Raw genomic sequence first — 21,514 nt, forward strand, 5'->3', positions numbered from 1 at the left:
ATGTCTTGACGTCTGTCAAATTTTCTCATAATTGCTCAATCAAACCGGCTACTGTCTTTGTTGATGAAAACTGTTTGAAATCAATACGTTAAGCAATCGATTGTGAGAGGTCTAGGTTTTGCTTAGTCATCGTATTCAGGGCATATGGCGTCATACGCGATTTATGAACCTGTTTGGATAACAATCAACCGGAAAACGACTTGACCATGAAACATGTATTAGTGACAGGAGGGGCTGGGTTTATAGGGAGTCATCTTGTTGAGCGACTCGTTCAGGACGGTCATCGGGTTCGCGTTCTCGACAACCTCTCTACTGGACGCCGTGAAAATTTAGAGCATGTGAAAAAATTGATAACCAGTGTTGGGCAGATAGATCTGCAAGAGGGTGATGTAACAGATCTAAATGACGTGACTCAAGCACTGGATGGAATAGATTGGGTGTTTCACCTTGCCGCATTAGCAGACATTGTCCCATCTATTGTCAATCCTATGGCTTATTACCAAGCCAATGTATCCGGGACGGCCATGCTTGTGGAAGGTGCCAGAAATGCCGGGGTCAAACGATTTATCTACACGGCCTCTTCTTCATGTTATGGCATTCCAGATGTCTATCCCACACCGGAAATGTCCGTCATTCAGCCACAATACCCTTATGCCCTCACAAAATATCTTGGCGAACAATTGGTGATGCATTGGGCTCAAACATATGGACTACCTGTGGTCTCGCTTCGCCTCTTCAATGTATATGGTCCTCGTGCAAGAACTGCCGGGACCTACGGCGCGGTGTTTGGTGTGTTTCTGGCTCAGAAACTCCAACGGAAGCCCTACACCGTTATTGGGGATGGTTTGCAAACTCGTGACTTTACGTTTGTGACGGATGTCGTTGATGCCTTTGTAAAAGCCGCAGAATCTGATTATGCCGGAGAAGTATTTAATGTTGGATCGGGTGGCACCTATAGCATTTATCGTTTGGTCGAGTTACTTGGCGGAACGACCATCTCTATTCCTAAGCGACCCGGTGAGCCGGATTGCACGTTTGCGGATATTCAGAAAGCAAGAGAGAAGCTAGGATGGTCACCGAAAGTTACGTTTGAAGAGGGTGTCAGCATGATGCTCCAGCACATTCATTCATGGGAAGAGGCTCCGGTGTGGAATCCCATTTCCATTGCCAAAGCTTCGGCCGACTGGTTTCGGTATCTGGGTCGAAAAACAAGTAAACGGGAGAGGTGTGAAGTCTAGTTATGGCGAGTGTGGCCATTCTGAAAAAAACGCAGTCCCTTGAAGATTTAGAATTGCTCCTTCGAGACGCTCGTGCTCAAGGAAAGACCATCGTACACTGCCATGGCGTCTTTGACTTACTCCATGTCGGGCATATTCGACATATAGAAGAAGCAAAAGCATTAGGGGATGTGCTGATTGTGACGGTGACTCCCGACCGCTATGTGAACAAAGGCCCTCATCGTCCAGCATTTCAGCAAGATCTTCGCGTGGAAGGCATCGCGGCTTTAGATGCAGTGGATTATGTTGCGATCAATCGTTGGGAGACAGCAGAGAATGCAATCAAAGCTTTGAAACCCGATATTTATGTGAAGGGGCCGGACTATAGTCAGGGACGGCCAGACTTAACCGGTGGGCTGGCAAGAGAAGAGTCTGCTGTACAATCAGTCGGCGGGCGCCTTGAAACGACGAATGATGTGCAATTTAGCTCCACGAGTTTACTCAACCGTTATGTACCATTATTTCCATCTGACTTAAATGGGTGGCTAACGAAGTTTCGAGAAAAGTATACCGCTGGAGACATCATCGAATATCTAGAACGTTTGCGTTCTCTTCGCGTTCTTGTGATTGGAGAAGCGATCATCGATGAGTATGTATATTGCCAGGCGCTGGGGAAATCTTCAAAAGAACCTATTTTGGCCATGCAGTATATTTCAAAAGAAAAACAGCTCGGAGGAAGTTTAGCCATTGCGAATCATTTGGCAAGTTTCTGTGATCAAGTTGAACTCGTAACTTCTTTAGGAACGATTCAGCCACATGAAAAATACATTCGGCAGAATCTGAAGTCTAATATCATTCCAAGCTTCGTCTTTAAGTCTGGCTCTCCCACCATCGTCAAGCGTCGGTTTATCGAGGAATATCAATTTGCCAAACTCCTAGAAGTATATGAAATGAATGATGCGGCTTTGACCCAACGAGAAGATGACGAATTGTGTGGGACGCTTGCAACCAAGCTGGTAAATTGTGATGTGGCTATCGTGGCAGACTTTGGGCATGGGTTGTTGTCACCATCTGCCGTTCAACTCGCAGGAAAACAAGCTCCATTCTTAGCCGTGAATACACAGGTCAATGCGGCAAATGTGGGATTTCACACCATATCCAAATATAACAGGGCAGACTATATCTCTATACAAGAAAAAGAAATTCGTATGGATCAACGAGATGCTCGTGGAGATCTAAAACCAATGATTGAAGGTCTCTCGAAAGATCTCAATTGCCCATCTGTCATGGTGACACAAGGGAAAAAGGGCACCATGTTATATCACCAAGATGATGGATACTTTGAGAGTCCGTCGTTGGCCGTAAAGGTTGTAGACCGAATTGGGGCTGGCGATGCCTTGTTTGCATTAACAGCACCGTGTGTGGCCACAGGTGTTCCTTCGGATGCCGTTGGATTGATCGGGAATTTGGCAGGAGCGCAAGCGGCGATGATTGTGGGTAATAGTGCTTCACTTGATCGAGTGCAATTAGTACGGAGTATTGAGTCACTTTTAAAATGAAAAATGCAAAGTGCCAATTGAAAAATGAAGTACATGAAAAAGGAATAGTTTTTCATAACTGTAATTTCTTACTTTTCACTTAGAAACTTACAATTCTCAAGGTGGAACGAGATGTCTGAACAGGCCAAAAAACAAATTCTTGTCACTGGGGGTGCCGGGTATGTGGGGGCCGCGTTAGTCCCACAATTATTGAGGGAGGGCTATCGAGTAAAAGTGTTAGACCTTTATCTATATGGTGGTTCGGCCCTCGAGGGAGTTCGTGGACATAAGAATCTAGAGGAAATTCAAGGCGATATACGAAGCATGCCACTGCTTGAGCAGACGGTTCCAGGTTGCGATGGGATTATTCATTTAGCATGCATTTCTAATGATCCTAGTTTTGAACTGAATCCATTATTGGGACGATCAATTAATTACGATGCATTTTCAGGATTAGTTGATTGCGCGAGAGAATGTGGAGTTCGACGTTTTATCTATGCTTCGTCATCTTCGGTGTACGGTGTGAAAGAAGATGAGAACGTGACAGAAGATCTCACACTTGACCCTTTGACAGATTACTCAAAATACAAGGCGTTGTGTGAAGAGGTACTCCTGAGAAAACAGGGGCCAGGGTTCGAAGTAGTGATAATTCGTCCTGCTACGGTCTGTGGATACTCCCCTCGTCTCCGGCTAGATCTCACGGTGAATATTCTGACGAACCACGCTGTCAATCATCGAAAGATTACCGTGTTCGGTGGGAAACAGAAAAGGCCAAACATTCATATCCAAGATATGGTTGAGGTGTATACGCAATCGTTGAACTGGGCAGCAGAGAAAGTCGATGGTCAGATTTTCAATGCTGGATATCACAATCATTGTGTATCAGATATTGCCGATATGGTGAAGGCGACAGTTGGACCAGATGTCGATATTGTTCACACAACGACAGATGACCATCGTTCGTATCATATTTCCTCAGAAAAAATTTCACGCGTTCTAGGGTTCACCCCGAAACATTCAGTTAACGATGCGATTGGCGACTTAATGACGGCATTTCAGGATGGGAAGATCCCCAATTCCTTTGAGGACAGTCGGTATTTCAATATTAAACGTATGAAAGAAGTCGAACTTGTCTAAAACGAGAATTCAGACTCCCATATTTAAGCATAAATCGGTGGCTACTCCAAATCGAATACAGGGGACAGATGAATCACTGACCTCGAATCGTCTCCAACAATTGTACTGTGAAATGCTTCGAATCCGTATGGTTGAAGAGCGCATTGCAGAATTATATGGGGAAAAGAAAATGCGGTGCCCCGTGCATTTGTGTATCGGACAAGAAGCCATTCCTGTTGGAGTCAGTGCAATATTGCATCGAGATGATGTTGTATTAAGCGGACATCGGTCGCATGGTCACTACCTTGCCAAGGGTGGGAATCTCAATCGGATGTTAGCTGAGATCTATGGCAAGGAAGGTGGATGCGCCAAAGGTAAGGGAGGATCCATGCATTTGGTGGATCGTACTGCAGGGTTTTTGGGTGCGACACCCATTGTGGCAAGTTCAATTCCTATTGCTGTTGGTGCGGCTTTTGGTGCCAAGTTACAAGGACTGAACCTAGTTACCGTGGTGTATTTTGGCGAGGGAGCGACTGAAGAAGGAACATTTCACGAGAGCGTAAATTTTGCCGTACTCAAGAACCTTCCTATCGTGTTTGTCTGTGAAAATAATTTGTACTCAGTCTACTCCCCCCTTTCCGTTCGGCAACCGAACGTACGTGATATTGTGGCGCTTGCCGAATCCCATGGATGCGAGGGCAAGCGGATTGACGGTAATGATATTCGCGTCATGTATGAATCGTCTTCGCAGGCTGTGTATAAAGCAAGGAACAATGGTGGGCCAACGTTCCTTGAATGTGAGACGTATCGGTGGAGAGAACATTGTGGGCCAAATTTTGATAATGACTTAGGTTATCGTGCACCGTCAGAATTTGAAGAATGGAAAGCAACATGTCCCCTCGAAAAAACAAAAACGTACTTGTCTCAGCTCGATGCATGGAGTTTGTCTTGGCATCAAGACCAGGTCGAGCGCCTCTCCTCAGAGATTGAATCGGCTGTACGGTTTGCTGAGAAGAGTCCGCTTCCATCAAAAGACCAGTTATTTCAACATGTGTTTGCTATCCCGTCTTTAGCATCGGAAGAACAAGCCGCATGACTAGACAACTAACGTACGTTGAAGCCATTCGAGAAGCCTTAGACCTCTGCTTAGCCCATGATCCGAATGTGTATGTGATGGGGCTGGGTGTGCCCGACCCTAAAGGGATTTTCGGAAGTACTCGTGGACTACAAGAGCTGTATGGTGAAAATCGAGTCATGGATATGCCGACATCAGAAAATGGGATGACCGGTGTTGCACTGGGTTCATCACTCATGGGTATGAAGCCTGTTCTCACTCATCAACGAATGGACTTTGCCTTGTTAGCTATTGAACAAATGGTGAATCAGGCGGCGAATTGGCATTACATGTTTGGCGGTCAGCACAGCGTTCCGTTGGTCATCCGACTCATGATTGGCAGGGGGTGGGGACAGGGGCCTCAACATTCCCAAAGCTTACAAGCGTGGTTTGCGCACATTCCTGGTCTCAAAGTGGTGATGCCCACGACGGCCTATGATGCAAAGGGATTGCTTATCGCGAGTATTGAAGATCCGAACCCAGTGGTGTTTCTTGAACACCGTTGGCTTCATGAGGCGATTGATCATGTGCCGGACGGACTCTACCGTGTTCCGTTTGGAACAAGTCGAATTCTCAGAAAAGGCGCTGATGTGACGATCGTCGCAACATCCTACATGGCGCTTGAAGCCATACGGGCGGCAGATATGTTAGCTGAGGATGGGATCGAAGCTGAAATTATAGACGTTCGGAGTTTACGTCCATTAGATGATTCCCTCATCCTTGAATCCGTTCGCAAGACAGGACGTCTCATAGTGGCAGATACCGGATGGACCTCATTTGGTGTCTCGGCTGAGATCGTTTCGCTCATTGTTGAAAAAGCTTTCCACGAACTTCAATGTCCGCCTAAGCGAATCGGTTTGCCTGATTGTCCGACTCCAACTTCTCACGCATTAACAGAGCATTATTATCCCCGAGCCATTCACATCATGAATGCGGCACGTTCCTTAATGAATAAGCAGGAAATATCAGAAATGGATTTGGGTGGTTCTCATCATCCCCTTGATGTACCAGACCACAGCTTTGTTGGTCCATTTTAGGAAAGGTTTTTATGGATAAGGGACAACTGAAAAAAGATGTGAGTGATCACCCTCTGCGAACGATAGCGGTCATTGGGAGTAATTCTTTTTCAGGAAGTGACTTTATTGATCTGCTGTTAGAAGATCCTCGCAACAGGGTGTTAGGTGTGAGCCGATCTGCAGAGAAAAGTGCCACATTTCTTCCATACAAACGACATGATCGATTCAAGTTTACCTTTCATCAGATGGACCTGAATAAAGATAGTCATCGGATTATTCGACTTTTTGATTCGATGAAGCCGGATTATATCGTGAATTTTGCCGCACAAAGTGAGGTCGCACCAAGTTGGCAGCATCCAGAACAATGGTTTCAAACCAATGCTGTAGCGCTTGCCAAGCTCACTAATGCACTCAAAGAACGTGAATATCTGAAGCGATATGTCCATATTTCGTCTCCAGAAGTGTACGGGACTTGTGAGGGCCGTGTGACAGAATATGCTCCTCTCAATCCTAGTACACCGTATGCAGCTTCGAAGGCAGCAGGCGATCTTTATCTTTTTACATTAGTGAAAAACTACAACTTCCCACTTGTCATGATTCGGGCCACCAATGTGTATGGCGCCTATCAACAGCTTTTCAAGATTATTCCCAGAACAATTATTTCGTTAAAGATGGGAAGGAAAATTCACTTACATGGGGGTGGGCAGGCTGTGAAGTCCTATATTCACATTCGCGACGTATCGCGAGGCGAGTTGTTGGCTATGGAACAAGGTCAGCTTGGAAAGATTTATCACTTTTCCCCTAAACGTGGGATTGCGGTGAAAGATGTTGTTCAACAATTGTGTCACATATTCGGGAAAGACCTTTCGCAATCCACGGTTACTGTTGAAGAACGATTGGGCCAGGACGCCGCGTATGAAATCGACTCAAGCCGAAGTCGTGAAGAACTGGGATGGTCTCCACAGATTACATTCGATGAAGGCTTAAGGCAAACAGCAAGCTGGATAAAAAAGAACTGGCAGATTATTTCCAATAGTTCCTTGGAATATCAGCATGCGGCCTAAGCCATCCTTATCGACTATCGACAAGGATTCGAGGAGTAGAGGGTAAGCAATGAAACTTTCGGACTATGTGGCAAACTTTCTAGCAAATGAAGGCGTGAAGCATGTGTTTTTAATCTCAGGTGGTGCAGCAGTGCATCTTGTCGATTCAATTGCAAGACATCCTTCGCTGACCTATGTCTGCACGCAACATGAACAGGCTGCAGCAATGGCTGCCGATGGGTATGCGAGGGCCCGCGGTAATCTCGGGGTTGCACTGACGACAAGTGGGCCAGGTGCAACCAATTTGTTAACTGGAGTTTGTTGTTCATATTTTGATTCGATTCCGACCTTATTGTTGACAGGGCAAGTCGCACGTCATCGTATGAGAGGTGCTTCTGGCTTGAGGCAAAAAGGATTTCAAGAAACAGATATAGTATCTATTTTTCAACCGGTCACAAAATATGCTGTACAGGTCACTGATCCACTCCAAATTCAATATGAGTTGCAGAAAGCCGTTATTATCGCTCGTGAAGGGAGACCTGGGCCAGTCTTAGTCGACATTCCTGATGACCTTCAACGAGTGGAGATTTCTGTTGAAGACTTAGATACGTATCACCCTGAGAATGCTTTAACTTTTGCAGGAAGTCGGAGTGAGTGGGGTAACCCGTTCAAGGAGCTATTAGTAAATTCAAAACGTCCAATTCTTATCTACGGTGCGGGTATTCGTCTGGGAAAGGCCGAGAAACAGGCACGAGATTTCGCCATCAGAATGGGCATTCCTGTCCTGCTAACTTGGGGCGGTACAGATCTTCTCTCATCCAATGATCCGATCAATGCGGGTCGGCTTGGAGTATGTGGTCCACGGGGAGGAAACTTTGCTGTTCAGAATGCGGATTTAATTATGGCAGTCGGAACAAGATTGAACCAGATGGTGATTGGAGGTCGAGCAGATCTGTTTGCACCCAATGCGCGAAAGATCATGGTGGATATAGACCCTGAAGAGTTAGGGAAGTTTCAAGAGAATGAAGTCAAGATTGACTTAAAAATTCAGGAGTCTGCTCTGAAATTTTTTGAAACGTGTCATAACTTCAATTTGAATTGTAATAAAAATAAATATGACACATGGCGGTCTCGTATCAGCCAATGGAATAAGCAATATCCCATATGTCCAAATGAATATCATTTGCGTGGCAAGGATGTTGATGCCTATGTATTTTTAGCGAAGTTATCAGAGCAGCTCAAGACGAAAGACATTGTCATCACTGATGCAGGAGGAAACCTAAGTTGGACCATGCAAGCGATAGGTGTAATGGCTGAGCAGCGTGTGTTTTCTGCGTGGAATCATTCTCCGATGGGATACTCGCTTCCAGCGAGCATTGGGGCCGCTTTTTCTTCTGGAAGACGGGTGATCTGCATTATTGGAGATGGTGGTCTGATGATGTGTCTCCAAGAATTGGCGACTGTTGTGCGCTATCAACTGCCCATAAAAATTTTTATCTTCAATAATCATGGACATGGTATTCAAAAGCAAACCTTAAATACGTGGCTGGACTCTCGTTACGAAGCGGTTGATGAAAAAACAGGATTGTCTTTTCCTGATTTTCGGAAAATAGGGGCAGCATTTCGAATGACGACGAGCACCATTCGAAATCATCAAGAGCTGACGTCATCGATCGTCACTGTCTTAGGCGATGATGGGCCTGAGTTATGTAATGTCGAGATCTGCCCAGAACAACAAATAACACCTATGTTGAAATATGGTGCAGGTTTAGAGGATTTGGATCCTAAGATTACTTCTCACGAATTAGAAGAAATTATGAGTGCCCGCGCATGAGCGTAAGGAAAGGATGGGGAATGCTATGAGTCAGACTGGTCATCCTATAAATGGAAGGATTCCTCCAGCGAATGGGGATGGAACGGCAGGGCGTGGGAGAGCACGGACGACTTTAGTGACTTTAGAAAGGAAAAAGGTACAACAGGAGAAAGTCGTTGCTGTCACCGCATACACCTACCCTGAGGCCCTCTTAGCAGATCGTGCCGGTGTGGATATTGTGTTGGTAGGAGATTCTCTTGGTATGACAACTCTTGGATACAAGACCACGATTGCGGTGACCATGGAAGATATGATTTCTCATTGTCGTGGGGTGTGGCGAGCCAATAAGAAAGCTATGCAGATTGGTGATATGCCCTTCATGTCATATCAACCATCTAATAAAGTTGCTGTAAAAAATGCTGGACGGTTTTTGCAAGAAGGTGGGTGTGATGCGGTTAAAATTGAAGGTGCGATGCTCGATCGAGTGAAAGCCATTGCTGATGCAGGAATCGTCGTCATGAGTCATCTTGGGCTGACTCCACAGTCGCGCGCACTACTTGGTGGGTATCGAGTTCAGGGAAAGACAAAATCAGATGTCGATAAAATTTTAGAGCAGGCTTTAGCCCTTCAAGAATCAGGGTGTCGTCTGTTGCTACTCGAAGCGGTTCCCAGAGAGTCAGCTGGGTATATTTCAGCCAATCTTGATATTCCAGTGTACGGTATTGGAGCAGGGGAGATGGTGGATGGGCAGTTAGTGATCCTGCATGACTTGATCGGAATGTTTTTTGAATTTAAATCAAAGTTTGTTAAGCGATATTGTGAAGCTGGAAAGCTCATTGAAGAGTCATTATTACAGTATGCAGATGAGGTTCGGAATGGAGAGTTTCCAGGACGCGAAAATTGTTATGAAATTAAAGATGGAGAATTAGAAAAACTCTTGGCAGACCCTAAATGGAAATATGTCACTGAAGATAAAGGTTCCTTACTTCCACATGCTTGTTAAAGATTCACCGAAAGTAAACGTCAGTGCTTGGGATGAATTGAAATGTATTTCCTATAAAGTGAGGAAGCATTGTCCTGTCTGTCTGAGTCCGTTTGTGTCTCCTCTTCTTGACCTTCCTGGCCTTCCTTTAACGGAACTGTATTGCTCCGAAATCCCTAAAGAAAAAGTGGGATTCGTCGATCAAGAATTTCATTTCTGTCATAAATGTAGTCATGGCTCATTGACTCATGTTCTTGACCCTCAAGTGGTGTATGGCCCCAAGTATTCATTTCGTTCATCGACAAGTCAAACGGCGGTTCAGGCATTGGACTATTTTTTAAATTTTATCAATAAATCAGTGGAAGACCGTACATTCGATGTAGTTATCGAAGTTGGGTGTAGCGATCTCAACCTCCTTAAAAAACTAAGAGGGCGAGCTTCACGTTTGGTTGGAATCGATCCGGTATTGTCTTATGAGACCTGTCATGAACCTAATTGTACTCTCATTGGGGATTTAGTCGAGAACGTCAATATTCGTGAAATTTCTGAAGAGGAAAAATGTCTGATTGTAAGCAGCCATACTCTTGAACATCTTTCTAACCCTAAACAGCTCATTGAGAAACTCCTCTTAGAATCTCATGATGACACTATCTTTTGTTTCCAATTTCCTGGGTTGGAAAGTTTAGTGGACGATTGGCGATTCGATCAAATTTTTCATCAACATCTTAATTATTTCAGCTTGCATTCATTCAGTTATCTGCTTGGGTCGTTAGGAGCAGAACTTCTTGCCTATGACGTGAATTACGACCATTGGGGGACTCTGCTAGTCGCCTTTCAAAAAAAAAAGCAAATAAATAATACGGAAGCTCGCAGATCACTTGGATTGAGAAAATTGCAAGAAAAAGACATCCTCAGGAAGCATTCGGAATTTCGGATGGCAATGGTATGCACCAATCAACGCCTGAAGAGGTTCAAGGATTCGATGCGGGTAGGGTATGGCGCTTCCCTTATGTTACCAGTTCTGAGCTATTACCTTGGAGATGATTTGTCGTGCTTGGACTACATTATCGACGATGATCTCCAAAAAACAGGGCAATACTATGCGAACATGCCGGTCTCGATTAAGCATTCATCTGAGTTTACATCATGGGAAGACTCTGTGTGTTTACTCACATCTGTTGCGTCTCGCTCGAATGTGAGGCCGATGTTAAAAAAATTATTTGACCTGAAGGTCCGTGACGTCATCGTGCCCCTTAGTGTTCTGTAAAGTCAGCTGATTTGGAATAAGAATGAATCTTGGAATTCAAGGAAAGTTAGCCGTAGTGACTGGAGCAAGCCGAGGAATTGGACGAGCTATCGTAAATGTGTTAGCAGCCGAGGGCACAAAGGTCATAGCCATTGCTAGGAATAAACAGGATCTAGAAGCACTGTTGCAGGAAGTGCGTGATACAGAACAAAAGCATCACAGTATTGTCGCAGATTTGATGGAGGCGGGTGTTCCTACTCAGACGATGTCTGCTATTCAACGTAATCATGGCGAGCCTGACATACTTGTAAATAACGTCGGGGGCACACTGGGAGTCAATGATCCGCTTTGCTCTCTAGAAGATTGGAGCAAGGTATATAGATTTAATTTGGAAATAGCGTTGGAAATGAATAATGCGGTGATTCCAGACATGAAAGACAAAGGATGGGGTCGTATCGTAAACATAGCCTCTACGGCTTCACTCGAAAACAATGGCCCCGTCACCTATTGTGCCATCAAGGCGGCCTTTGCTGCCTATACTCGATGCATGGCGAGAATATTGGCACCCGACAATATTGTTATGTCTGCAGTACTTCCTGGAGTCGTTGTGACTGAAGGCGGACATTGGGAGACTGCACAACGAGAACGTCCGGAACATGTTGAGAAGTATATTGCGGAGCGCTGCCCATTAGGGAGGTTTGCAGTCCCAGATGAAGTAGGACATTTGGTCGCGTTTCTCTGTTCCGAATTAGCAAGTTTTTGTCAGGGATCTCTTGTGCCAGTTGATGGAGGACAAAGTCGGCATTTTTTTTCTCAATGAATAGGAAAACAAGCAAATGTTAATGAGCGCGCAGGTAGAGACGAAAGAGCCGCAGAATCAGTTTCAAATTGAATCATATCGTTCTAAAGGAGCAGTTCAATTGGGGCCATGGACGAGCCATATCTGGCGCGATGACCCACGGCACTTAGGATTTCTATTAGCAAGATATAAGTTCTGTGCAAAAGTCTTGGCGGGAAGAAAAAATGTGCTTGAGGTTGGATGTGGGGATGCGTTTGGAATATCAGTTGTTAAACAAACAGTCTTAAGTATTCATGGGATCGATCTAGAACCTCTTGTGCTTCAAGATGCGAGGGATCGCAAGAATGGTGAAGAACAAGAGGGGATTACTTTAAGTGTCCACGACATGACAAAGGCAGCTATGAGTGAAGAATTTGACGCAGCCTATTCGTTAGACGTGATTGAGCATATTCCATTGTCTGACGAGCCATTGTTCATGGAACACCTCTGTGCCTCACTGAATCCTCACTCTATCTGTATCCTTGGCACGCCAAACATTACCGCAAGTGCTTATGCTAGTCGTTTTGCAGCAGAAGGGCATATCAACCTTAAAAGTGCTGAGACACTTAGTAAATTGATGCTGAGTTTTTTTCATCATTGTCTATTGTTTTCAATGAACGATGAAGTGGTTCACACAGGGTTTTATCCGATGGCACATTATCTGCTCGCGGTTGGCATTGAGAAGAAGGAACGCCATGAGTAGGAGCGTGACGTATTGCCATAACTGAAGGGTGTCTGTTCAAAGGAGTCAGTACGTAGAATTGCAAAAATTGTGAGATATTTTCGCTGCATTTAGTCTGAGTGTGCACAAGTTTGTACTCTTTATGTGACAGGATTGCTGAGCCAGAATTGAAAACGAAACGTTTCTCTAGCTGTTGAGTGAGAACATGAAGATTTTTAAGGTATTGATTGTCGTCCCTCCTCTTGTTAATGGCGATAAGGGGACTGATCCAATGTCTAATCGGCCTGACATTGAATCGTATCGATTGGTTTCTCCTATAGAGCCTCTTACCGTAGCTGCTGATCTTCGGACACGTGGATATCAGGTGGATCTCTGTGACTTGGGTCTTTATGTCGATTCACGATTCAATTCCTTTACGAATGAGCTTATTGCCTTCCGGCCGGATGCCGTTGTGCTTGTACAGTCCATATTGACGTTCGCCACAGCACAGGACTGGAATGGAAGTCCCGTGTTTAAAATCGCCAAACAAAATATACCGAATGTGGTGACCATTCTGTCTGGCGGCCATGCCACGAATTACCCTGGTCATGCAGTGCGCGATGGTATTTGCGACTATTCTATTCGAGGTGAAGTGGACTTTGCGGTAGGAGATTTACTCTGTGCATTGAATAATGCAAAAGAACCGTCTTCAATCCACGGTGTTTCTTATCATCGGGGAACTGAAGTGGAAGTCTCTCTAGACTATCCATCTGTTGATCTTTCGAAGCTCCCTGTTCCAGCTTACGAGGTACTCACTGTGGAGCAGCGAAAAGGGTACGAGACGATTTTGGAGTATGGAAAAATTCGATTCCCAGAAAAGAGTGTTCGCTATCGGGATATCATGACTTCTCGTAGCTGTCCGTTGCGTTGTGCGTATTGTAGTGTTGCTCCTCTCAGGGGCAGCAAGCAAAAGTATCGTAGAAAACCATTGGAGCTTGTTTTAGATGAAATAGAGATAGCGTTAGATTCAGGTATAGAAGAAATTCATTTTTTTGATGATCTGTTTGCTGAGTCTGAAGAGCAAATCTTAAAATTCACAAACGAATTGGTAAAACGAAATCTAAGGTTCCCATGGTTCGTAGCACAAGGCATACCTTTATGGCCTCTCTCAGAAACAGTCATCGACGCAATGTGCAGTACGGGAATGTATCGATTGATCTGTCCGCTCGAATCCGGAAACGACCGAGTATTAAAGCGAATTATCGGTAAAAAGTTTTCGACGATAGCCCATCATCATGACGTGCTGAACTGGGCCAGAAAGTCTGATCTTGAAATCATTGGGATGTATGTGGTCGGAATGCCTGGTGAGAGCCGAGAAGAACTTTTTGACACTATTAATTTTGCTGATTCACATTCTGAAATCGATTATTCCGTATTCTCTATCGCGACACCTATGGTTGGCACGAGATTAATGAAGCAAGTAATAAGCAGCGGGCAATTGAAAGATACAGGAAAGATTAACAGAATTATTAAGCGAACGGTCGCGCTCTATCGAACTGAGGCCTTTAGCGAGTATGAGTTGGGTATCATTAGAGCTTTTGACTGGGACCGATTAAATTTTGCAACGTTGGAGAGACAGACCAAATATGCGTCAATGGTTGGAATAACTCTTGAACAACTCACGCAACTTCGCAGACATGCACAAGACACATTTTATAGTTTCTTCCCAGATTTTGAAGGTCCCTTTTCTTTCAAGGAACTGTATAGTGAACCCAACATGTATCAAGCACTTGAACCCAAAATCGCGTAAATATATGCAATGATATTCGAGAAGTTCTCAACTTTGCTTAGGATATCTTTGATGATGTCTATCAAGGTTAAGGAGCGGTATTATGGAGTCAATGTCGTGAAATCTTGGAAGTATCAGCGATTGCTCGTCTATCCGTTCTAGAAAGAATCTAGGGGTAATAGAAAAACTCGTGGCAAATATATACAGGAGTCTGATGAAATGTCGATAAGTACAGAGATCCCCGATAGTTCACAAGCAATAAATGCGAGCACCCAATGTATCAAGGATGGGGATATTGAGAGAGGCTTGCAGATGCTAGAAGAGGTCGTCAAGGCATTCCCCCGAGAGAGTGAGGGCTTTCGAGAACTTGCCTCTGTTCTTGTAAGTCTTGGAGAATTTCAAAAAGCTATTCTTGCGTTAAAACAAGCAACGCTTCTTTGTCCCAAAGACATGAATCTTTACAAACAACTGGGATATGCTCACTATCATGTCAAAGAGTATTCTGCGGCGGCGGCATCATATCGAACTTCCATCTCGTTGTCCCCCAAAGACCTCGATTCTAGAAGAAGCTTAGCTGAGATCTATCGAATGCAAGAGCGGTTTCCTGAATCTCTGGAACAAATCAATGAGGGATTAGTTCTAGCGCCGGAAGATGTTGGTCTTTGGGAAGGAAAAGCTGTCATTTGCGAACATCTTGATGAAAAAGCTTTAGCTATGTCCGCCTTGAAACGAGCAAAAGCATTACGAAATAAACAAGCAGCAAGACCAAGGTTAGGAAGTGTTAATGTCGAAGTGACGACCTTTTGCAACTTTTCTTGTGCTGGATGTCTTAGAACTGTGATGGTTGAGCAGGGTACATGGAGAAATCGGCATTTATCCGTAGAAGAGTTTCAGAAAGTTGTCGAAGGAATGCCCCACACAGAAGGCTTACTGGTTTGGGGAGTTGGAGAACCTTCGCTTCATCCGAATCTTCCAGATATTATCAAAATGGCCTCCTTGTCAAAAAAGTTCTCACGTATTGTGCTTACGAGTGACATTTCGGCTCGTGACATTCATTATTACATAAAGCTTTTCAATTTTGGTTTGTCTCATCTGGTTGTTTCTGTTGACACGTTGGATCAGGGGCTTGCGAATCAAATTCGTAAAGGGACGAAAGTGGACAATCTGGAAAGTCGCCTTCGAACCTTACTTCAAAGCTGTCCAGGTCGTGTTGATATTAGAACTGTTGTGAGTCGAAAGAACATTATGGACCTTTCCAATCTCTTTGATCGACTTGATCGACTTGGAGTACTGAGAGTCAATCTTCAACCATATGCGGATTTGGGTAATCCCGATGGCTGTCTTACTTGGGAAGAGCTGGCGTGGGTTTCTTCGCAAGTTCCGAAGTTGGCTCCTCGCTTTACGAACCTTACACTGGTTATGGGTGAGTTTCTGCCGTCTCCTGCTATCTGTACGAGACCTTGGCGGGATCCTTATGTGACCGCAGATGGACATCTGACTCCTTGCTGCAGACTTACAGATTCAAGAGAGTTCTCTTTTGGAAATATACTAGAGTCATCATTTAAGGAAGTCTATGATTCTCCTGAAGCAAGAAACTGGAGGGAAAATTTCTTAGAAGAATCCCCGGCCATTTGTGATAGTTGCCAAATGCATATATCTCGAAAAGCGCCGACATCGATGCCACAACGGAAAGATATCCCAATGCTTCAAGGAGGGAGTTGATTATGGGAGAAATTAATTTACTAGATCGTTATCCACGTTCAGTACGGCCGATTGACGAGCGAGGCAGTTGTATTACCGAAGATCATCGAAGAGTGGCCCGGCGTTTTGGCAAAGAGTACTTTGACGGAGAGCGTTTAACCGGATATGGGGGATATTCATATCATCCACGCTTTTGGCGGGACACTGTCAAACGATTTGTGGAGTTTTATGGGCTTACCGAAGAATCAAAGATCTTAGATGTTGGATGTGCAAAAGGGTATATGTTGTATGAGTTCAAGCAGTTATTGCCAGGCTTATCAATAACTGGAATTGATATTTCTGAATATAGTATTGCCAAAAGCCCTGAAGCGATCCGCCCTTACTTGCAAATTGCTAATGCCAAAGAATTACCTTTCGCAGATGATGAGTTTGATCTCGTGATTTCAATTAATACGATTCATAATCTGGAGTTGGATGAATGTAAGCAAGCATTGAAAGAAGTTAAACGAGTGTCAAAGAATCATACGTTTGTGACGGTCGATGCGTGGCGGAATGATATGGAGCGGGAGAGACTTCTTAAATGGAATCTGACTGCACTGACTTATATGCATGCTGCTGACTGGGAATTAGTGTTAGAAGAAACCGGGTATTCTGGTGATTACTATTGGTTTATTGCTGATACAGCTGCATAAACATGAATGCGGTAAGGCAGACAAGAGCGGCAGTGTTGCTCCAACCTAATTGTCCATTGGAGTTAATGATGTTAGAGGTCCCGGAGTTACAACCTGGCCAGGTTGTAGTAAAGGTCATGTATAGTGGACTCTGTGGTACGCAACTGATGGAAATGCAAGGGAAAAAAGGGCCTGATCGGTATTTGCCACATACATTGGGACATGAAGGGGCTGGAGTTGTTATAGAGATCGGAGAAGGTGTCAAAAAAGTACAGCCAGGGCAGAATGTGGTGTTGTCATGGATTAAAGGGGGTGGGGCAGATGTGGGGAAATCTGTCTACAGAAGTGAGAAGGGTCCGGTGAATTCTGGTGCAGTTAGTACGTTCATGGAATATGCTGTTGTATCAGAGAATCGAGTGACGCCAATCCCACATTGGTTGCCGTTAAAAGAAGCTTCATTACTGGGATGTGCAGTTCCGACTGGGGCTGGAATTGTATTCAATACTTTGAAGGTGAAAGAGCAGGACAGTGTCGCTATTTTCGGTATTGGTGGAGTTGGTCTGAGCGCTTTCTTCGCAGCTCAATCTGTCGGGGCACGGATTATAGTCATTGATCAAATCGACAATAAATTGCAACAGGCTAAAAAGTTAGGGGCATGGAAGACCATAAACATTACTCATGAAGACCCAATGAGCGTGATTGCTGAAGTAACCAATGGACGAGGTGTCGATCATTCAATTGAAGCCGCGGGTCAAGTCACGACCATGGAGCTGGCCTTTCAAGTGACTAAGGAACAGGGTGGAACATGTGTGCTCGCAGGAAATTTGGAACATGGTGGTGAAATATCTCTTGATCCTTTTGCTCTTATCAAAGGCAAGAGGCTATTGGGGACCTGTGGTGGAGAAACCACCATGGATCAGGATCTCCCACGGTTTGCAAGTCTCTATCAACAAGGAAGTCTTATGTTGGGTCAATTAATATCACAGGTCTTCCCGCTTGGAGAGATCAATACTGCTTTTGAAGCCATGAAAAAGGGCGTGATGGGTCGTGTACTGATTGATGTTTCTTCGCTGTCTTCTGATTCCATATTGTGAGGTCATATATCGCACCGCATTGTTTCTCTGTGATGTCGTTTGCCCCATTGTTCATGGTTCGGCATAGAACCAAGATGACTTTTTCGGCTAGAGATGGAAAGAACAGTCTGTTCCCTGTGTCATCTATGTCATACATTGAGTATTTCGTTACTTGACTCATGGATATGAAGAAAGAAGAATTCAATATTGTCGTTGTGGTGTGGGGGAAAGTCTATACAGAAGACTTTCTATCATGGACGTTACCGACACATCTTTCTAGACGGAATCTAGGAGTATTTTATACAAATACTGCCGCAAGCTGTCACTATCATATTTTTACCACGACTGCTGATAAGAAAGAGATTGAAAAAAGTGAGGTGTTTTCCCTCTTAAGCCGCTTTGCGACACCAGAGTTTCATATTATTGATCAAAGAATCTCCGAAATGGAGGCCGGCGACATTAACAAATATGATGTGTTGACATTATGTCATCAAGAAATTGTTGCTTTATCCGCACGACAGAATAGTGGTCTGATTGTGTCTGGTCCTGAAATGCTTTTGGCCGATGGCGCAGTTGAGAATCTCCTAAAGCTTGTTAAGCAAAAGAAGAAGCTTGTGTTGACTGGAGCGGTGCGTGCTAAACGAGAGTCCCTGCTTTCAGATTTTGGCACTCGACACGACTTTCAAGATGATGGGAGTTTCACAATTTCGCCACGAGATCTCGTTGCCTTATCACTGAAACATGTTCATCCATCATCCACGAGTATTTACTGGAATTCGCCTGTATATCGAAAAAAGGCATGTGCCTATCTCTATTGGCCGGTTGGCTCAGTGGGGCTTGTACAACGTGGCATTCATCTTCATCCATTTTTATCGTTTCCACAGTCGGAGAGCGACCTGACATATTCAGCAGAAGGTCTTGGGATTGATGGAACAGATTATGCCTTGCGAGTATGCCAAAATCTGGAACAATTACATGTCGTAGGAGATTCAGATGAGGTGTACTATCTCACGTTTGATACTGTCTTACCAGGAACACCTCCCAACGGAAACGCACGAATTATTGATCTCGCATCATGGCTTACTAGGCATACTCATTCCCATCATCGTTATTTCATGTCGAAAGCCATCATATTTCATAGTACCGAAATCAATGAAATGTTTGATCCTGTTTTACGAGAATCAGAAAATATTGTCATGCAGGCGTTAAGGATGGCAGAAGCCTTTGAGGCTGCTCCAGACGGTCACAAAGAATTTCAAACTCTACGTGAGGTTGAGATGGAGCAATTTCGTATGGCAAATTTACGATTAGTATTGACCGTAGCTAATCTCTACAATCAACTTGGTGTAGAAGTTTTCAATGGAGGAAAACCTGAAGAAGCTGAAAAATTCTGGCAAACTGCTATTGAACTAACTCCTAGTGTATTAGCTCCACATGATAATCTGGCTGCATTTTACGAGAGCCGTGGAAATCTAAAACAGGCAATACAGCGTGGGGCCTCAGGAGTGTACATTGATCCTGTGAATCCACAACGGTGGATTAAGCTCAGTCAATTGTATGAACATCAAGGTGACTATCAACGTGCTAGTGAGTGCAAGCAACAGGCTGCTCGACTGTTGTCTGGTAGTCAGTCTAAGGAATAGGTGAATGCATTTTTTTTGATGAGAAAGCGTATAGGCCTATATTGCATTATGTTTGCAGTCATGTCCTCAATTTTCCAAAACTGTGAACATATATTTCTCAATTCTACCAATTGCTGATTGTCTCCTTTGTCAATATCTTCTTTATTCCTCTTATTCCTCCCAAACAACCGCCTTGGGGAAGTAGGCAGCATTTTCATGTCCCAAGGCAATCAATTCCCATGTAAGTCCGTATTGTTCCCCATATTATTAAGTGCGTACCACTTTCAATCGTTGGCATAACGATTGCGTTCATTTTTAACTATCAGTCTTATTTGTTGTCCCGTACGAATTCGAAATGGTTTCGGATGGACGCGGAGCAGATGAGAGCAGTCAAATCCTCAGAGTAAGGAGTAAGCAATGAAGGTTGTGTTGGTATATCCAACCTGGACAGGCTCTTATGGAATTTTCGGCCATTTCGCACGACGTGCAGCAGGATGGCCCCCGTTGAATCTGGCTTTACTCGCTGCCATTGCTGAAAACCATGGTCATGAAGTGAGTATTATTGATGGAGAAGCGAACGGCCTGTCGATGGACGAAATGGTTGCTGCAACAATGGAACAGCAACCTGATATTGTTGGGTTGACTGCAACGAGTCCTTTTTTTCACATCAGTAAAGCGTTTGCCACCCATTTTAAGCAAACCGCTCCGGAGATTCCTGTCGTGATTGGTGGTCCACATATCACGATTGTGAAAGAGAAGGCTTTGGAGTCGTGCTTTGATTGGTTATTTATTGGTGAAGCTGAAGACTCGTGGCCTCAGTTTCTTGATCTTCTTGAAGCTGGCCGTGATGTATCTGAAGTGCCGGGACTAATCTTCCATCGAGATAATCAAGTCATCACCACAGGACAACCAGCAAATGTTTCTGATCTTGACAGTCTTCCTTTTCCAGGTCGGCATTTGCTTGATATGAGCAAGTATAAGATCGGTACATTAGAAGGCAGAAAAAATTTTTCGTCAATTCAGACCATGCGAGGTTGTCCGTGGAAATGTATCTTCTGTGCATCAGAAGCTTTGAAGACGACGGATATGCGCGTTCGTTCACCGCGTTCTGTTGTGGCAGAAATGAAGTCTGTCGTTACCAAATATGGAATCACACATTTCAATATCGTCGATGATGTCCTTACCCTCTGGAATGACCATATTGTAGAGATTTGTGATTTACTTGATCAGGAAGGTTTATCTATTACGTTTGAAGGTAGCACGAGAGCAAACTTAGTTGATGAGGCATTGATTGAGCGGCTCGCAAAAAGTGGGCTTATTCGTTTGTCCTTTGGGTTGGAGACAGTTGATGCGCAGATGCGGAAGACGATGAAAAAACAAGTGCCGCTTGAACATTATGTACGGGCGAATCGGATTTGTAATCAATTTGGTGTTGAAGCTCTAAATTCGGTCATGATTGGTTTGCCTGGGGAAACACGAGAGACGGTGAAAAAGACACTTGATTTCCTCGGTAAAGCACGTGACGTCGCGCAGGCGAATTTTGCGATTGCGGTGCCTTATCCTGGTACAGAATTTCACGATATGGCTATAAGTGGGGATTATGGAATTGAACTCATGAGTAAGGATTTTTCAGAATATCGACGGTATGGCAGTGCTGTGACTACGGTGAACGGTTTGTCTCCGCATGATCTCATTGAGCTACAGAACGAAGGATTTGTCAAAATCTACTCCGCGCCATGGCGTTGGCGCCCTATGCTTAAGAAGCATGGCGTCCTAGGTGGTCTCCTTATGCTTTTTCGTGTGGGTAAATTACTGATGAAAAAATCTTTGCCCAGAAATTTTACGGAAACAAAGCAAGAGTTTGTCAGTTTAGGTGATGGTGCATTCGGGAAAGTGCAAGATGTACCAAATATTGACATGGCATCGATGGAGCCTGAACTTGTGGGAATTGCGACGGAAGGATCACCGGACGCCCCCCTCCTAACGATTCAGTCATTACCACGCAAGTCTCCTGCTCCTGCTGGCCATATCGGTCATCCAAGTCGGCCCAATCTATTGTAAGTGCTGAGGTCAG

17 protein-coding genes are annotated in these 21,514 nt (G+C 44.5%); all 17 read left to right on the top strand.

Features of this window, described 5'->3' with window-relative positions; genetic code table 11:
- Positions 1-206 precede the first annotated feature (206 nt).
- The 17 genes from ACWQXP_RS02850 (at position 207) to ACWQXP_RS02930 (ending at position 21,501) form a co-directional block, all read left to right on the top strand.
- Positions 207-1,238 (top strand): SDR family oxidoreductase, encoded by a 1,032-nt coding sequence (locus tag ACWQXP_RS02850; protein ID WP_454061328.1) that lies wholly within the window; start codon positions 207-209, stop codon positions 1,236-1,238.
- Positions 1,239-1,240: 2 nt separating this feature from the next.
- Entirely contained in the window at positions 1,241-2,776 is a 1,536-nt protein-coding gene (locus ACWQXP_RS02855) for a PfkB family carbohydrate kinase (RefSeq protein WP_454061329.1), read from the top strand.
- Between the two features lie 111 nt (positions 2,777-2,887).
- On the top strand, positions 2,888-3,892 hold the full coding sequence (locus tag ACWQXP_RS02860) for an NAD-dependent epimerase/dehydratase family protein (protein WP_454061330.1): 1,005 nt from the start codon (positions 2,888-2,890) through the stop codon (positions 3,890-3,892).
- Positions 3,893-3,929: 37 nt separating this feature from the next.
- The gene (locus ACWQXP_RS02865) at positions 3,930-4,967 is read left to right on the top strand and encodes a thiamine pyrophosphate-dependent dehydrogenase E1 component subunit alpha (RefSeq protein WP_454061331.1); all 1,038 of its coding nucleotides are present in this window, start codon (positions 3,930-3,932) and stop codon (positions 4,965-4,967) included.
- Positions 4,964-6,022 (top strand): alpha-ketoacid dehydrogenase subunit beta, encoded by a 1,059-nt coding sequence (locus ACWQXP_RS02870; protein ID WP_454061332.1) that lies wholly within the window; start codon positions 4,964-4,966, stop codon positions 6,020-6,022. The genes ACWQXP_RS02865 and ACWQXP_RS02870 overlap by 4 nt, the downstream gene beginning before the upstream one ends.
- A gap of 11 nt (positions 6,023-6,033) precedes the next feature.
- Positions 6,034-7,065, top strand: a complete 1,032-nt coding sequence (locus ACWQXP_RS02875; protein ID WP_454061333.1) for a GDP-mannose 4,6-dehydratase — start codon at positions 6,034-6,036, stop codon at positions 7,063-7,065.
- A 49-nt stretch (positions 7,066-7,114) separates the two neighbouring features.
- The gene (locus ACWQXP_RS02880; RefSeq protein ID WP_454061334.1) at positions 7,115-8,878 is read left to right on the top strand and encodes a thiamine pyrophosphate-binding protein; all 1,764 of its coding nucleotides are present in this window, start codon (positions 7,115-7,117) and stop codon (positions 8,876-8,878) included.
- A gap of 25 nt (positions 8,879-8,903) precedes the next feature.
- Positions 8,904-9,860, top strand: a complete 957-nt coding sequence (gene panB, locus ACWQXP_RS02885; protein ID WP_454061335.1) for a 3-methyl-2-oxobutanoate hydroxymethyltransferase — start codon at positions 8,904-8,906, stop codon at positions 9,858-9,860.
- A complete protein-coding gene (locus ACWQXP_RS02890; protein ID WP_454061336.1) occupies positions 9,850-11,106 on the top strand; it encodes a methyltransferase domain-containing protein in 1,257 nt (418 codons plus the stop codon). The genes panB and ACWQXP_RS02890 overlap by 11 nt, the downstream gene beginning before the upstream one ends.
- Before the next feature lie 22 nt (positions 11,107-11,128).
- Positions 11,129-11,905, top strand: coding sequence for an SDR family NAD(P)-dependent oxidoreductase (locus ACWQXP_RS02895; protein ID WP_454061337.1), 777 nt, complete (start codon positions 11,129-11,131; stop codon positions 11,903-11,905).
- Between the two features lie 100 nt (positions 11,906-12,005).
- On the top strand, positions 12,006-12,626 hold the full coding sequence (locus tag ACWQXP_RS02900) for a class I SAM-dependent methyltransferase (RefSeq protein ID WP_454061338.1): 621 nt from the start codon (positions 12,006-12,008) through the stop codon (positions 12,624-12,626).
- 184 nt (positions 12,627-12,810) lie between these two features.
- Complete coding sequence (locus ACWQXP_RS02905; protein WP_454061339.1) at positions 12,811-14,394, top strand: B12-binding domain-containing radical SAM protein; 1,584 nt, start codon at positions 12,811-12,813, stop codon at positions 14,392-14,394.
- Positions 14,395-14,592: 198 nt separating this feature from the next.
- Positions 14,593-16,095: an SPASM domain-containing protein gene (locus ACWQXP_RS02910; protein WP_454061340.1), complete on the top strand. Its 1,503-nt coding sequence runs from the start codon at positions 14,593-14,595 to the stop codon at positions 16,093-16,095.
- A 2-nt stretch (positions 16,096-16,097) separates the two neighbouring features.
- Positions 16,098-16,766, top strand: a complete 669-nt coding sequence (locus tag ACWQXP_RS02915) for a class I SAM-dependent methyltransferase (RefSeq protein ID WP_454061341.1) — start codon at positions 16,098-16,100, stop codon at positions 16,764-16,766.
- Positions 16,767-16,768: 2 nt separating this feature from the next.
- A complete protein-coding gene (locus tag ACWQXP_RS02920; protein WP_454061342.1) occupies positions 16,769-17,839 on the top strand; it encodes a zinc-binding dehydrogenase in 1,071 nt (356 codons plus the stop codon).
- Positions 17,840-18,003: 164 nt separating this feature from the next.
- Complete coding sequence (locus ACWQXP_RS02925; RefSeq protein ID WP_454061343.1) at positions 18,004-19,461, top strand: tetratricopeptide repeat protein; 1,458 nt, start codon at positions 18,004-18,006, stop codon at positions 19,459-19,461.
- A 396-nt stretch (positions 19,462-19,857) separates the two neighbouring features.
- Positions 19,858-21,501: a B12-binding domain-containing radical SAM protein gene (locus tag ACWQXP_RS02930; RefSeq protein ID WP_454061344.1), complete on the top strand. Its 1,644-nt coding sequence runs from the start codon at positions 19,858-19,860 to the stop codon at positions 21,499-21,501.
- Positions 21,502-21,514 lie beyond the last annotated feature (13 nt).

The sequence above is a fragment of the Candidatus Nitrospira salsa genome, assembly GCF_965152625.1.

Bases quoted from the DNA above. Each gene is read 5' to 3' on its own strand.
- ACWQXP_RS02855 (WP_454061329.1), top strand. From the start codon at position 1,241: ATGGCGAGTGTGGCCATTCTGAAAAAAACGCAGTCCCTTGAAGATTTA.
- panB (WP_454061335.1), top strand. From the start codon at position 8,904: ATGAGTCAGACTGGTCATCCTATAAATGGAAGGATTCCTCCAGCGAAT.
- ACWQXP_RS02915 (WP_454061341.1), top strand. From the start codon at position 16,098: ATGGGAGAAATTAATTTACTAGATCGTTATCCACGTTCAGTACGGCCG.
- ACWQXP_RS02910 (WP_454061340.1), top strand. From the start codon at position 14,593: ATGTCGATAAGTACAGAGATCCCCGATAGTTCACAAGCAATAAATGCG.
- ACWQXP_RS02850 (WP_454061328.1), top strand. From the start codon at position 207: ATGAAACATGTATTAGTGACAGGAGGGGCTGGGTTTATAGGGAGTCAT.
- ACWQXP_RS02890 (WP_454061336.1), top strand. From the start codon at position 9,850: ATGCTTGTTAAAGATTCACCGAAAGTAAACGTCAGTGCTTGGGATGAA.
- ACWQXP_RS02875 (WP_454061333.1), top strand. From the start codon at position 6,034: ATGGATAAGGGACAACTGAAAAAAGATGTGAGTGATCACCCTCTGCGA.
- ACWQXP_RS02925 (WP_454061343.1), top strand. From the start codon at position 18,004: ATGAAGAAAGAAGAATTCAATATTGTCGTTGTGGTGTGGGGGAAAGTC.
- ACWQXP_RS02880 (WP_454061334.1), top strand. From the start codon at position 7,115: ATGAAACTTTCGGACTATGTGGCAAACTTTCTAGCAAATGAAGGCGTG.
- ACWQXP_RS02930 (WP_454061344.1), top strand. From the start codon at position 19,858: ATGAAGGTTGTGTTGGTATATCCAACCTGGACAGGCTCTTATGGAATT.
- ACWQXP_RS02860 (WP_454061330.1), top strand. From the start codon at position 2,888: ATGTCTGAACAGGCCAAAAAACAAATTCTTGTCACTGGGGGTGCCGGG.
- ACWQXP_RS02905 (WP_454061339.1), top strand. From the start codon at position 12,811: ATGAAGATTTTTAAGGTATTGATTGTCGTCCCTCCTCTTGTTAATGGC.
- ACWQXP_RS02895 (WP_454061337.1), top strand. From the start codon at position 11,129: ATGAATCTTGGAATTCAAGGAAAGTTAGCCGTAGTGACTGGAGCAAGC.
- ACWQXP_RS02920 (WP_454061342.1), top strand. From the start codon at position 16,769: ATGAATGCGGTAAGGCAGACAAGAGCGGCAGTGTTGCTCCAACCTAAT.
- ACWQXP_RS02870 (WP_454061332.1), top strand. From the start codon at position 4,964: ATGACTAGACAACTAACGTACGTTGAAGCCATTCGAGAAGCCTTAGAC.